At 73.8% G+C, this 12674-nt stretch carries 11 protein-coding genes; 3 read left to right on the top strand and 8 right to left on the bottom strand.

Annotation, left to right across the window (positions count from 1 at the left end; all coding sequences use genetic code 11):
• Window positions 1–15: 15 nt before the first annotated feature.
• Both ESG85_RS02585 and ESG85_RS02580 read right to left on the bottom strand, forming a co-directional pair.
• Window positions 16–1416: an NAD(P)/FAD-dependent oxidoreductase gene (locus tag ESG85_RS02585; protein WP_128976363.1), complete on the bottom strand. Its 1401-nt coding sequence runs from the start codon at window positions 1414–1416 to the stop codon at window positions 16–18.
• Window positions 1417–1621: 205 nt separating this feature from the next.
• The gene (locus ESG85_RS02580) at window positions 1622–2542 is read right to left on the bottom strand and encodes a TIGR01777 family oxidoreductase (protein WP_128976362.1); all 921 of its coding nucleotides are present in this window, start codon (window positions 2540–2542) and stop codon (window positions 1622–1624) included.
• A 46-nt stretch (window positions 2543–2588) separates the two neighbouring features.
• Between ESG85_RS02580 and ESG85_RS02575 the strand changes: the two genes are divergently transcribed.
• Window positions 2589–3116, top strand: coding sequence for a GNAT family N-acetyltransferase (locus tag ESG85_RS02575; RefSeq protein WP_128976361.1), 528 nt, complete (start codon window positions 2589–2591; stop codon window positions 3114–3116).
• A gap of 148 nt (window positions 3117–3264) precedes the next feature.
• Here the strand turns inward: ESG85_RS02575 and ESG85_RS02570 are convergent, their stop codons facing one another.
• A complete protein-coding gene (locus ESG85_RS02570; RefSeq protein ID WP_128976360.1) occupies window positions 3265–3939 on the bottom strand; it encodes a TetR/AcrR family transcriptional regulator in 675 nt (224 codons plus the stop codon).
• A 159-nt stretch (window positions 3940–4098) separates the two neighbouring features.
• Here ESG85_RS02570 and ESG85_RS02565 point away from each other — a divergent pair, with 159 nt between their 5' ends.
• Window positions 4099–4893 (top strand): SDR family NAD(P)-dependent oxidoreductase, encoded by a 795-nt coding sequence (locus ESG85_RS02565; protein WP_128976359.1) that lies wholly within the window; start codon window positions 4099–4101, stop codon window positions 4891–4893.
• Between the two features lie 124 nt (window positions 4894–5017).
• Here the strand turns inward: ESG85_RS02565 and ESG85_RS02560 are convergent, their stop codons facing one another.
• Window positions 5018–5539 (bottom strand): DUF4240 domain-containing protein, encoded by a 522-nt coding sequence (locus tag ESG85_RS02560; RefSeq protein WP_128976364.1) that lies wholly within the window; start codon window positions 5537–5539, stop codon window positions 5018–5020.
• A gap of 110 nt (window positions 5540–5649) precedes the next feature.
• Between ESG85_RS02560 and ESG85_RS02555 the strand changes: the two genes are divergently transcribed.
• On the top strand, window positions 5650–6579 hold the full coding sequence (locus ESG85_RS02555; RefSeq protein WP_128976358.1) for an SDR family oxidoreductase: 930 nt from the start codon (window positions 5650–5652) through the stop codon (window positions 6577–6579).
• A gap of 147 nt (window positions 6580–6726) precedes the next feature.
• Here ESG85_RS02555 and ESG85_RS02550 read toward each other — a convergent pair whose 3' ends face one another.
• From ESG85_RS02550 to sucB, 4 genes are all read right to left on the bottom strand, one after another.
• Entirely contained in the window at window positions 6727–7698 is a 972-nt protein-coding gene (locus ESG85_RS02550) for a helix-turn-helix transcriptional regulator (RefSeq protein ID WP_128976357.1), read from the bottom strand.
• Window positions 7699–7772: 74 nt separating this feature from the next.
• Window positions 7773–10484: a pyruvate dehydrogenase (acetyl-transferring), homodimeric type gene (gene aceE, locus ESG85_RS02545; protein ID WP_128976356.1), complete on the bottom strand. Its 2712-nt coding sequence runs from the start codon at window positions 10482–10484 to the stop codon at window positions 7773–7775.
• Window positions 10485–10902: 418 nt separating this feature from the next.
• A complete protein-coding gene (locus tag ESG85_RS02540; RefSeq protein WP_128976355.1) occupies window positions 10903–11526 on the bottom strand; it encodes a GntR family transcriptional regulator in 624 nt (207 codons plus the stop codon).
• A 132-nt stretch (window positions 11527–11658) separates the two neighbouring features.
• The coding region (gene sucB / locus ESG85_RS02535; protein WP_128976354.1) for a 2-oxoglutarate dehydrogenase, E2 component, dihydrolipoamide succinyltransferase at window positions 11659–12674 on the bottom strand (1016 nt) is incomplete at its 5' end.

Genomic DNA, 12674 nt, shown 5'->3' with positions numbered 1-12674 from the left:
CGTGCACCGCCGTGCCTACGCCGCCCGGCGTTCGCCCGGGGCCGCGGGCCGGGCGGGCGGACGGACGCCCAGGTCCGTGAGGAGGGCCGTGGCGGTGCGGTGGGCCGAGGACAGGGCGCCGACGGGCGTGCCGGTGGCGCGGTGGTCGCCGCACACGTAGAGGCCGGACAGCACCCGGACCGGCCGCTCCGGGTCGAACGGCGGCCGCATCACCGGGAAGGCGCACGGGGTGTGGCTCAGCCCGAGCAGTTCCCAGTCGTCCGTGGACGCGCCGTACAGCGTCGCGAGGTGCTTGCGGACGCGCCGCTCGGTGTCGTCCGGCGGCGGACCGAGCACCGTCGAGGTGATCAGGACCCGCCCGTCCGGCGCCCGCGTCGGGTCGACCGCGCTCATCACCGCCGTGTGGGCGACCGGACCGCCCTGGTCCGACTCCAGGTACAGCACCGGGTCGGCGGCCGGCGCGGCCGGTGCCGTGTGGTGCAGCACCGTCGCCCCGACGTACTCCGGCACGCGCAGACCCGGCAGCAGTTCCGCGGCCGTCCGGCCGCCCGTCGCCACGACCACCGCGCGACAGCCGAACACCCCGTGCTCCGCCGTCGTCACCCGTGAGATCGACGCCTCCGTGACCCGCACGCCGGTACGGACCGAACCCGGCGGCAGAGCCGCCGCGAGCCGCTGCACCAGCGTGCCCGAACCGCCCTCCGGCACACCGAGCCGGCCCCGCGCGAAGGATCGCAGCGCGAGGTCGGCGCGGCGGCTCGACGTCGTCAGGCCGGGGTCGCCGAGCAGCGCGGCGAGCAGCGGACGCAGCACGCCCTGCACCGTACGGGCGGGCAGCCGGGCCAGCAGGGCCTCGCGCGCGGTCCGCTCGGTCCGGGTCAGCAGGCGGGACGTGGGCGTCGTCGCCAGCCGCACCAGCGAGGCCCCGAGCCGCGCCTGGTCGAGCGAGACGGCCGGGTTCCGCTGGGCCCCGGCGAGGGCCCGCGCCATCCCGCGCGCCGCCTCCACGCTCCGGGCGGCCGGGACCGCGCCCCAGGCACCTCCCGCACCCCGTACGCCCCCTGCGCCCCCCACGCCCCCGACACCCGCCGTGCCCCAGGAGGCGTGCGGCGACGGCCGGCGTGTGGGGCTCCACGGCGTGTGCGGCGCGCCCCACCGCGCGTACCGCCCGTCGCTGTGCACCAGGACACCGGGCGCGAGCGGCCGCAGCCGGACGCCCGCGACCTCCGGCACCGTGAACAGCGGCCCGACGCGGTCGAGCCGGAAGCCGTCGACGGAGTCCGTCGCCATCCGGCCGCCGACCTGCTGCTCGGCCTCCAGGACCGTGACCGAGAGACCCGCCTCGGTCAGCTGATGAGCCGTCGTGAGACCCGCGATCCCGGCCCCTACGACGACGACGTCCGCGTTGTTGAGCACGTGCCCCTCCCCAGGTCGGCCCGGCTTGTGGGAGGCCTATGCCCCCAACCGGCCTCCGGAATGCCCTAGTTCGCAACGAGAGTAGGCAGCGCTCCCACGGGAGGGAGCAGCGCGCGACGGGGAGCGCGGAGCACGGGGGAGCACGTGCCGGGGAACGGACGGCGCCTCCCGGACGAACCGGGGGCGTACGGGCGGTGGCGGCGGGTCAGCGCGCGGCGGCCCGCACCGCGTCGTCGATGGTCGGGAAGGCGAAGTCGAAACCGGTCTCCAACAGCCGCCCCGGCAGCACCCGCTGACTGCCCAGCACGTCCCGCGCGAACTCGCCGAGCGCCACCCGCAGCGCCGGCGCGGGCACGTGGAGGAAGGCCGGCCGACGCAGCACCCGCCCCATCGAGGCCGTCACCTCGCGGTTGGTGACGGGCTCGGGCGCGGTCAGGTTCACCGGACCCGACAGGGACGGCGTGTCCATCATGTGGCGCAGCGCGGCGACCTCGTCGTGCAGCGAGATGAAGCTCCAGTACTGGCGGCCGTCGCCCATCCGCCCGCCGAGGCCGGCCCGGAACAACGGGAAGAGCCGCCCCCAGGCCCCGCCCTCGCGGGCCACCACCAGTCCGGTACGGGCGTACGTCACCCGGATGCCGGCGGCCTCGGCGGGCGCCGCGGCGGCCTCCCAGTCGACGCACACGGACGGCAGGAAGCCCTCGCCCGCCGGCGCGCTCTCGTCCACCGCGCGGCTGCCGGTGTCGCCGTAGTAGCCGAGCGCCGTGCCGCACACCAGCGCCTCGGGCGGGTCGGCGAGCGAGGCGAGTGCCTCGGCGATCGCCCGGGTGCCGAGGACCCGGCTGTCGCGGATCTCCTTCTTGTACGCCTCGTTCCAGCGCCGCTCGCCGACGCCCGCGCCCGCCAGGTGGACGACGGCGTCGACCCCGACGAGGCCCGCGGCGTCCACGTACAGCCGCGCCGGGTCCCACTCGACCTCGTCGGCCGCGGCGGCCGGCCGCCGGACGAGCCGGAGGACCTCGTGGCCGTCGGCGCGCAGGGAGCGCACGAGGGCGGAGCCGATGAGGCCGTTCGCGCCGGTGACGGCCACGCGCTTGCGGGACGGATGCTGCGAGGAGGGCTGCATGCCGCCATCCTGCCCTCCCCGGCAGCGCTGTGACACAGTGGCCCGCATGATCGTGCCCGAGATACGGATACGCGAGGCCGTCGCCGCCGACGAGTCCGCCCTCGCCGAGCTTGACCTCGCCACCTGGTCGCCCCTCCACGCGGTGCAGCCCCGCCCCGAGCCGGGGCAGGAATTCTTCGACGAACGCCACCTGCCGGAGCACTACCTGGTGGCCGAGTTCGCGGAGGCGGGCGAGCGGGCCGCGGAGGCGGCGGCGCCGTCCGTCGTCGGCTACCTCCGGCTCGTCCCGCCGACCCCGCTCGCCGCCAACGCCCACGTCCGCCAGATCCAGGGCCTCGCCGTCGCCGACTCCGCCCGGGGCCGGGGCGTGGCGCGCGCCCTGCTGCGCGCCGCGATGGACCGGGCCCGCGCGCAGGGCGCCGGCCGCATCACGCTGCGGGTCCTCGGCCACAACAAGCCGGCCCGCGCCCTCTACGAGGCCGAGGGATTCCGGGTCGAGGGCGTCCTGCCCGGCGAGTTCCTGCTGGAGGGCGCGTACGTGGACGACGTCTTCATGGGCCGCTCACTGGCCTGAGCGCCCGGGCCTGAGCGCCCGGGCGTGAGTGCCCGGGGCGTGAGTGCCCGGGGCGAGCCCTCCGCAGGAGCGCAGCCCGCGTGCCGCAGAGCCCGCGCGCACGCGAAAGCCCTCCGCCCCGGGGCGGGCCTCGCGCCTGCCGCGTCCCTCAGTCCTCCCCGTCCCGCTGCCGCATCCCGACCGTCAGTTCGCGCAGGCACCGCACCGCGAGTTCCGCCGGCGCGCCCTCGCCGCGGGCCGGCGCGTCCGTCTCCGCCCACGTCTCCAGGGCGATCCGGATCGCGGCGGTGGCCGCGCCCGCCGTGAGGCGGAGTTCCAGCGGGTCGGTACCGGGCGGAGCGAGCGCGGTGAGGACGCCGCGCAGCCGCTCCTCGGACTCGTGGTTGACGCGGTACCAGACGGCCCGCAGCGCGGGATCGTGTCCGGCGGCGCGCAGCAGGCCCCGGGTCCAGCGCAGGCCCTCCTCGGTCTCCGGGTCCTCGGCCGCGAGGGAACCGGAGATCGAGCGCTCCAGGGCCTCGTGCAGCGCCGTACCCGGCTCGGTCGCGGCCAGCTCGGCGCGCCAGCGGTCGGCCCCGCCCGCGAGCAGCGGCGCGACCGCGTCCTGCTTGGAACGGAAGTACCGGTAGAAGGTGCGCAGCGCGACCCCGGCCCGCTGGGCGATGTCCTCGGCCGTGGTGCCGTCGGGCCCGCGCTCGGTGAACAGCCCGGCCGCCGCGCGGGCGATGTCGAGCTGGGTGGCCGCCTTGCGGCGCTCCGTCAGCGAGGGGGGCGGGGAGGCGGACGGGGAGGGTGAGGGGGACGAGGGAGGCTTGGTGCTCACCCGACCCAGCGTACGCCCGCGATGCCAGGTAGGCACTTCGTGCAGCTATGGCAAAACGTGCCACTTCGACGTACGGTGTCGGCATTCCCCGGAACGTGTCCCCAGGACGCCCAGGACGCCCAGGACGCTCCGGACGCCCGAGATCGAGAGGTTGTCGTCATGAACCAGCTGACCCGTTACGAGGGGCGCCGCGCGCTCGTCACCGGCGGCGGCTCCGGCATCGGCCAGGCCACCGTGCTGCGCATGCTGGCCGAGGGCGGCAGCGTCGTCGCCGCCGACATCAGCGAGGACGGCCTCAAGGACACCGTCGCCAAGGCCGGCGACGCCGCCGACCGCCTCACCACGGTCGTCGTGAACGTCGCGGACGAGGGCTCCGTGCGCGCGGGCGTCGCCGCCGCCGTCACGGCCCTCGGCGGCCTGGACGTCCTGGTCAACGCGGCCGGCATCCTCCGCTCCTCGCACACCCACGAGACCTCGCTCGACACCTTCGAGCAGGTGATCCGGATCAACCTCACCGGCACCTTCCTGGTGATCCGCGAGGCCATACCGGCGCTCCTGGAGGGCGACGGACCCGCCGTCGTCAACTTCTCCTCGACCTCGGCGATGTTCGCCCACCCGTACATGGCGGCCTACGCGGCCAGCAAGGGCGGCATCCAGTCGATGACCCACGCGCTCGCCGCCGAGTACGCCAAGCAGGGCATCCGCTTCACCGCCGTCCAGCCCGGCTCCATCTCCTCCGGCATGACCGACGGTTCCGGCGCCAGCAAGCAGTCCCAGGGCCCCGGCCTGCCCGAGGACACCGACTGGTCGCTCTTCGCCAAGCTCGCCCCGGCCCTCGGCCAGGGCTTCGCCGGCCCCGAGACCGTCGCCGGCGTCGTCGCGATGCTCGCCTCCGAGGACGGGAAGTTCATCACCGGCACCGAGGTCCGCATCGACGGCGGCACCCACTTCTGACCCGCGGGAGACGGACCACCGGTCCCTCGCGACCGCCCGGCCCGCCAGGACCCCGGCCCGCCGTGACCGCCCGGTCCGCCGGGACCCCGGTCCGCCGAAGCCCCCGGTTCGGTCCTCGTCACCCCTACCCGGGACCGAACCGGGCCCACAGCCGCGGGAAGCGGGCCGCGAGCGCGTCGTCGTCGTCCAGGTCGAACGGCGTGCCCAGCGGCTCCGCGCCCGGCGGCGGGATCCCCAGGTCCGGCGTCTCCGCGCCGGTCAGCTGCTCGTACGCCTCGTCCGCGGCGAAGCCCAGCTCCTCGCCGTCCCCGTCGATCTCCTCGTCGAAGTCCTCCAGCAGCTCCGCCAGCGCGTCCGGCTCGTGCACCGCGCCCTCGAAGACCTCCCGGCCCTGCCCGATCAGCCAGCAGCGGAACCAGTCGAAGGCGTCGTCCGCGGCCCCGTCGAGCAGCAGCGCGGCCGCGCCCCACAGCTCCCAGGTGTACGCGCGGTTGTAGCGGGCCTCGAAATGGCGGGCGAAGTCGACCACGGAGTCCGGATCGAGCCGGGTGAGGCGCTCCACGAGCAGGTCGGCGTGCTCCTCCGGGTCGCCCTCGGCGCGCTCCCGGGTGGAGTCGATGATCTCCCAGAACTCCGTCTCGTCCATCACGGGACCAGCATCGTGGGTGGCGCCGGGCGACGCACCCGGAACCGGCCGAAAGCAAGCCGAAAACAATCCGGACAGAAGGTGTCGTACTTTCCTGTCACCGTGAAGCCATGACCACCGAAACGAAGCCGCTCGCCGGCCGTGTCGTCCTCGTCGCCGGTGCCACCCGCGGCGCCGGACGCGCCATCGCCGTCCGGCTCGGCGCCGCCGGAGCCACCGTCTACGTCACCGGGCGCACCACCCGCGACCGGATCAGCGAGGTCGGCCGGGCAACCGAGACCATCGAGGAGACCGCCGAACTGGTGACGGCCGCGGGCGGCGAGGGCGTCGCCGTCCCCACCGACCACCTGGAGCCCGACCAGGTCCGCGCCCTGGTCGAGCGGATCGACCGCGAGCGCGGCCGGCTCGACGTCCTCGTCAACGACGTCTGGGGCGGCGAGCACCTCATCGGCTCCTCCTTCGGGAAGAAGACGTGGGAGATCGCCCTCGCCGACGGCCTGCGGATGCTCGAACTCGGCGTGAAGACGCACCTCGTCACCTCCCACGCCGCCCTGCCGCTGCTGACCCGCCACCCCGGCGGCCTGGTCGTCGAGGTCACCGACGGCACCACCGCGTACAACGGCGGCCGCTACCGCGAGAACCTCTTCTACGACCTCGCCAAGAACGCCCCCATCCGGATGGCGTTCGGCCTCGCCGAAGAACTGGCCGACTCCGGCGGCACGGCCGTCTCCGTCAGCCCCGGCTGGCTCCGTTCCGAGCAGATGCTCGCCGCCTTCGGCGTCACCGAGGAGAACTGGCGCGACGCGACGAAGCAGCTGCCCGATTTCGCGGTCTCCGAGTCCCCGGTGTACGTCGGCCGGGCCGTCGCCGCCCTCGCCGCCGACCCCGACCGGGCCCGCTGGAACGGACGGTCGCTCGACAGCGGGCAGCTCGCCCGGGAGTACGGCTTCACCGACGCCGACGGGTCACGGCCCGACGCGTGGGGCTTCATGCTGGCCAAGGAGACGGACCCGGACACGCGCGTGGAGGACTACCGGTAGGGCATGTCCGGTAGGGGATGCCCGACAGAGGGCGTCCGCAGGAGGGCGTCCAGTAGGAGGGCGTCCAGTAGGAGGGGTCCGGCACTTCCCCGTGGAGGAAGGAGCGGCGTCCCGCCCTGCGCCCCCCGCCCGGCGCCCCCCGCCCGGTCACGTCCCGTAGACCCCGGCCATGGCGCGGGCCGCCGCCGCGAACCGTTCGCGGAGGGAGGCGGGGGACACCACCTCCGCCTCCGGGCCGAGCCCGAGCAGCTGGCCGAAGGCGACGTCCTCGCTCTCCACCGGCAGCACCACCCGCACCCGCCCGTCGCCCGCCGGCACGCCGGCCGCCAGCGCCTCCTCGGCCGCCGCCCGGTCCGTCACGTACGGCAGCCGGCGCGCGCCCGCCGGTGTCAGCAGCAGCTCGGCCTCGGCCCGCAGCAGCGAGCGCGCGAACCCGGCCGACCGCTCCGCCCAGAAGGCGTCCAGCGCGAATCCGGGATCGCGCTCGAAGCGTTCCCCGCCGACCGCCACCGCCGTGAACCGGTCCACCCGGTAGGTGCGGTACGAGTCGTCCGCGACGCGGGCGCACAGGTACCAGACGCCCGCCTTCAGGACGAGCCCGTACGGGTCGAGCTCCCGCTCGACCTCCTCGCCGTCCCCGCGGCGGTAGCGCGCGGAGAGCCGGCGGTCGTCCCAGACCGCCTCCGCCACGGCCGGCAGCAGCGCGGGCGTCTCCGGCTCCTGGTACCAGCCGGGCGCGTCCAGGTGGAACCGGCGGGCCGCCGAGACCGGCGCGTCCGCCAGCGAGGGCAGCAGCGCCGCCGTCACCTTCAGGCGGGCCGCCGAAGCCGCGTCCTGGAGCCCCATGTCCCGCAGCGCGCCCGGCAGCCCGGAGAGGAAGAGCGCCTCCGCCTCGTTCCGGGCGAGTCCGGTCAGCCGCGTACGGTACCCGCCGACCAGCCGGTACCCGCCGGCGCGGCCCCGGTCCGCGTACACGGGAACCCCCGCCTCCGAGAGGGCGAGGGCATCACGGGTGACGGTCCGCTCCGACACCTCCAGCGCGGCGGCCAGTTCGGCCGCCGTCATGGAGGCGCGGTTCTGGAGCAGCAGGACCATCTTGATGAGTCGGGCGGCGCGCATGAGGCCATCATGCGCGCCGCCACCGACATCGGGCCGTGCCGGTCACGACAGGCCATGACCGGCCGTGGCAGGCCTTACAGGCCGTAGCGCTCGCGCGCCTCCTTCACGGCCGTCGCCTGGACCTCGCCGCGGCGGGCGAGCTGGGCGAGGGACGCGACGACGATCGACTGGGCGTCGACGCCGAAGTGGCGGCGGGCGGCGTCGCGGGTGTCCGACAGGCCGAAGCCGTCGGCGCCCAGCGAGGTCCAGTCCTGCTCGACCCACTGCGCGATCTGGTCCGGGACCTGGCGCATGTAGTCGGAGACCGCGAGGACCGGGGAGTCCACGCCCTCCAGGGCCCGGCGGACGTACGGCACCCGCTCCTCGCCGCGCAGCAGGGCCGCGTCGGCCTCCAGCGCGTCACGGCGCAGCTCGGTCCAGGAGGTCGCGGACCACACGTCGGCGGCCACGCCCCACTCGGCGGCGAGCAGCTTCTGCGCCTCCAGGGCCCAGTGGATGGCCGTGCCGGAGGCGAGCAGCTGGATGCGCGAGGCGTTCGCCGGGAGCTCCAGGCCGGCCGACTCGGCCGTGTTGAAGCGGTAGAGGCCCTTGACGATGCCCTCGTCGACACCGGCGTGGCCCGGCTTGGCCGGCTGCGGCATGGGCTCGTTGTAGACGGTGAGGTAGTAGAAGACGTCCTGGTCCTCGCCCTCGGCCGGCTCGCCGTACATGCGGCGCAGGCCTTCCTTGACGATGGCCGCGACCTCGTAGGCGAACGCCGGGTCGTAGGTCAGCGCCGCCGGGTTGGTGGCCGCGATCACCGGGGAGTGGCCGTCCGCGTGCTGGAGGCCCTCACCGGTGAGGGTGGTGCGGCCGGCGGTGGCGCCGACCAGGAAGCCGCGGCCGAGCTGGTCGCCCAGCTGCCACATCTGGTCGGCGGTCCGCTGCCAGCCGAACATCGAGTAGAAGATGTAGAACGGGATCATCGTCTCGCCGTGCGTGGAGTACGCGGTCGACGCGGCGATGAAGTCGGCCATCGAACCGGCCTCGGTGATGCCCTCGTTCAGGATCTGGCCGTTGACGGCCTCCTTGTAGTACATCAGCTGGTCGCGGTCGACCGGCTCGTACGTCTGGCCCTTCGGCGAGTAGATGCCGAGCGAGGGGAAGAGGGACTCCATGCCGAAGGTGCGGGCCTCGTCCGGGACGATCGGGACCCAGCGCTTGCCGGTCTCCTTGTCGCGGACCAGGTCCTTGACCAGGCGCACGAAGGCCATCGTGGTGGCGACGGACTGCGCGCCGGAGCCCTTGTCGAAGGCGGTGAAGGCCTTCTCGGCCGGGGCCGGCAGCGGGGCGACCGGGTGGACGCGGCGGGCCGGGGCGGGGCCGCCGAGGGCGGCGCGGCGCTCCTGGAGGTAGCGGACCTCGGGGGAGTCGGCGCCCGGGTGGCCGTACGGCACCACGCCGTCGACGAACTGCGCGTCCGAGATCGGCAGCTCCAGCAGGTCGCGCATCTGCTTGAACTCGTCCGTGCTCAGCTTCTTCATCTGGTGGTTCGCGTTCTTCGACGCGAAGCCCTCACCGAGGGTGAAGCCCTTGACGGTCTGCGCCAGGATCACGGTCGGCGCGCCCTTGAACTCCAGGGCGGCCTTGTACGCGGCGTACACCTTGCGCGGCTCGTGGCCACCGCGCGAGAGGTGGAAGCACTCGAGGATCTTGTCGTCGGACAGCAGCTTCGCCATCTCGACGAGCGCCGGCTCCTTGCCGAAGAAGTCCTCGCGGATGTAGGCGGCGTCGCGGGTCTGGTACGTCTGGACCTGCGCGTCCGGCACCTCGCGGAGGCGGCGGACCAGGGCGCCGGTGGTGTCGAGCGCGAACAGCTCGTCCCAGGCGTTGCCCCACAGGGTCTTCACGACGTTCCAGCCGGCGCCGCGGAACTGGGCCTCCAGCTCCTGCACGATCTTGAAGTTGGCGCGGACCGGGCCGTCGAGGCGCTGCAGGTTGCAGTTGATGACGAAGGTCAGGTTGTCCAGGCCCTCGCGGGAGGCCAGCGCCAGGGCCGCGGTCGACTCGGGCTCGTCCATCTCGCCGTCGCCCAGGAAGGCCCAGACGTGGGAGGCGGAGACGTCCTTGATGCCGCGGTTGGTCAGGTAGCGGTTGAAGCGCGCCTGGTAGATCGCGGAGAGCGGGCCGAGGCCCATGGAGACGGTGGGGAACTCCCACAGCCAGGGCAGCCGGCGCGGGTGCGGGTAGGAGGGCAGGCCGTTGCCGCCGGACTCCTGCCGGAAGTTGTCGAGGTGCGACTCGTCCAGGCGGCCGTCGAGGAAGGCGCGGGCGTAGATGCCGGGGGAGGCGTGACCCTGGATGTAGAGCTGGTCGCCGGAGCCGGGAGCGTCCTCGGCGTCCTTGCCCTTGAAGAAGTGGTTGAAGCCGGTCTCGTAGAGCCAGGCCGCGGAGGCGAAGGTGGCGATGTGGCCGCCGACGCCGTGCTTGGCGCCGCGGGTGACCATCGCGGCGGCGTTCCAGCGGTTCCAGGCGGTGATCTTCCGCTCCATCTCCTCGTCGCCGTCGATGACGGGCTCGGCGGAGGTGGGGATGGTGTTGACGTAGTCCGTCTCCAGGAGCTTGGGCAGGGCGAGGCCCGCGCCCTCGGCGTGCTGGAGCGTGCGGCGCATCAGGTAGGCGGCCCGGTGGGGGCCGGCGGCCTTGGTGACGGCGTCGAGGGAGGCCGCCCACTCGGCGGTCTCCTCGGTGTCACGGTCCGGGAGCTGGTCGAGCTCGCTCGGAATCTTGCCTACGGGATCGGTCATGATCGCCGCCTTCCGGACAGATGGGGGTGGAGATAAAGGGGCCTTGTCTGGCAGGACAGGGCGAAGGACCGGGGTACGGCCCGCCGAAGACTCTAAGCCGCCGATCGATGATCGATCAAAGCTTCACCGAGAAAAAGATGCCCGGAGCACCAAAGTCGGCACAGGGTGCCGCAGAAAAGGGCACCCGGTGCCTTGTTTTCGCAGGAGAGAGCGACAGCCTGAGAGGGGAGTCGCACAAACGAGCGGGCTTGGGCGGAAGGAACGGACGTCCCCGGAGACGCCGAAACGGGCCCGTCCTGGAGAGGGACCCGCTCTCTGCCCGTGGGGCCCGTGGGGGCTCGGGTGGCCGGATCACGTCCCCGGCGTGCGCGCACCGGCAGGCCGGATCACGCCCTCGGCGCCCACCGGCCGTCGGACCTCACGCCCTCGGCGCGCAGCCCAGCACGTGCGCCTTCACCAGGGCCCCGATGTTCGGGTCGCGGCGGCGGAAGGCCTCCACCAGCTCCTGGTGCTCCTCCGCGTACGACTTCTGCACCGTGCCCAGCCAGCGGATCGACAGGGCCGTGAACACCTCGATGCCCAGGCCCTCCCAGGTGTGCAGCAGCACGCCGTTGCCGGCCGCCTTCACCAGCTCCCGGTGGAACGCCACCGTGTGCCGCACCTGCGCCGTGCCGTCCGCGGCCGCGTCCGCCTCGTACAGCGCCGCGACATGGGGCTCCAGGGCCGAGCAGTCCGTCGCGAGCCGGCCCGCCGCCAGCTCGGCCGCGATCTGCTCCAGGCCGGCCCGCACGGGGTAGCTCTCCTCCAGGTCGGCGGCCGTCAGGTTGCGCACCCGGACGCCCTTGTTGGGCGCCGACTCGATCAGCCGCAGCGACTCCAGCTCGCGCAGCGCCTCCCGGACCGGGGTCTGCGAGACCTCCAGCTCGGTCGCGATCCGCCGCTCCACGATGCGCTCGCCCGGCTTCCAGCGGCCGCTGACGATGCCCTCCACGATGTGCTCGCGGATCTGCTCGCGCAGCGAATGGACGACGGGCATGGTCATGGGGGCCGCTCCTTAGGAGTCACTGGACACTTAGACAATACGGCGGCGCCCCCGCCCGGAAACACATCCGGACGGGGGCGCCGCAGGTGAGGCTTGTTACGTTGCCTTCCGGCCGCGTACGGCCTCCCGGCCTCAGAGACCGAGGTCGACCTCGAACTCGCCGGCCTCCAGGATCGCCTTGACGGCCGTCAGGTAGCGGGCCGCGTCGGCGCCGTCCACCAGACGGTGGTCGTACGACAGCGTCAGGTAGGTCATGTCGCGGACGCCGATGACGGTGCCCTCGGCGGTCTCGATGACGGCCGGACGCTTGACCGTGGCGCCGATGCCCAGGATGGCGACCTGGTTCGGCGGGACGATGATCGTGTCGAACAGCGCACCGCGCGAACCGGTGTTGCTGATGGTGAAGGTCGCACCGGCCAGCTCGTCCGGCGTGATCTTGTTGCCGCGGACCTTGGCGGCCAGCTCGGCGGTCGCCTTGGAGATGCCGGCGATGTTCAGGTCGCCCGCACCCTTGATGACCGGCGTCATCAGACCCTTCTCGGAGTCCACGGCGATGCCGATGTTCTCCGAGTCGAAGTACGTGATGGTGCCCTCGTCCTCGTTGATCCGGGCGTTGATGACCGGGTGGGCCTTCAGCGCCTGGGCCGCCGCCTTCACGAAGAACGGCATCGGGGACAGCTTGACGCCCTCGCGGGCCGCGAACGCGTCCTTGGCGCGGGCGCGCAGCTTCATCAGCTTGGTGATGTCGACCTCGACGACCGAGGACAGCTGGGCCTGGCCGTGCAGCGCCTTCATCATGTTGTCGCCGATGACCTTGCGCATGCGGGTCATCTTGACGGTCTGACCGCGCAGCGGGGACACCTCGAGGGCCGGGGCCTTCGACGCGGCGGCCGGAGCGGCAGCGGCGGCGGGGGCCGGGGCGGCCTTCTTGGCCTCGGCGGCGGCGAGGACGTCCTGCTTGCGGATGCGGCCGCCGACGCCCGTGCCCTTGACCGACGCCAGATCGACACCGTTCTCGGTGGCGAGCTTGCGGACCAGCGGGGTCACGTACGCGCCGTCCTCCGCCGGCTGTGCGGCGGCGGGGGCGGCCGGAGCGGCAGCCGGGGCCGGGGTGACCGGAGCCGGAGCGGCCACGGGAGCCGCCGGGG

Origin of the sequence: Streptomyces roseicoloratus, assembly GCF_004117935.1 — a bacterium.
GTDB classification, from domain to species: Bacteria; Actinomycetota; Actinomycetes; order Streptomycetales; family Streptomycetaceae; genus Streptomyces; species Streptomyces roseicoloratus.
The sequence above is the reverse complement of the archived record's forward strand: the minus strand, read 5'-3'. Positions and strand labels throughout refer to the sequence as shown.

What these genes read in the sequence shown, in the direction of transcription:
- ESG85_RS02580 (WP_128976362.1), bottom strand. Translation starts at nt 2,542, where the DNA reads ATGCAGCCCTCCTCGCAGCATCCGTCCCGCAAGCGCGTGGCCGTCACC.
- ESG85_RS02575 (WP_128976361.1), top strand. Translation starts at nt 2,589, where the DNA reads ATGATCGTGCCCGAGATACGGATACGCGAGGCCGTCGCCGCCGACGAG.
- ESG85_RS02565 (WP_128976359.1), top strand. Translation starts at nt 4,099, where the DNA reads ATGAACCAGCTGACCCGTTACGAGGGGCGCCGCGCGCTCGTCACCGGC.
- ESG85_RS02560 (WP_128976364.1), bottom strand. Translation starts at nt 5,539, where the DNA reads ATGGACGAGACGGAGTTCTGGGAGATCATCGACTCCACCCGGGAGCGC.
- ESG85_RS02555 (WP_128976358.1), top strand. Translation starts at nt 5,650, where the DNA reads ATGACCACCGAAACGAAGCCGCTCGCCGGCCGTGTCGTCCTCGTCGCC.
- ESG85_RS02550 (WP_128976357.1), bottom strand. Translation starts at nt 7,698, where the DNA reads ATGCGCGCCGCCCGACTCATCAAGATGGTCCTGCTGCTCCAGAACCGC.
- aceE (WP_128976356.1), bottom strand. Translation starts at nt 10,484, where the DNA reads ATGACCGATCCCGTAGGCAAGATTCCGAGCGAGCTCGACCAGCTCCCG.
- ESG85_RS02540 (WP_128976355.1), bottom strand. Translation starts at nt 11,526, where the DNA reads ATGACCATGCCCGTCGTCCATTCGCTGCGCGAGCAGATCCGCGAGCAC.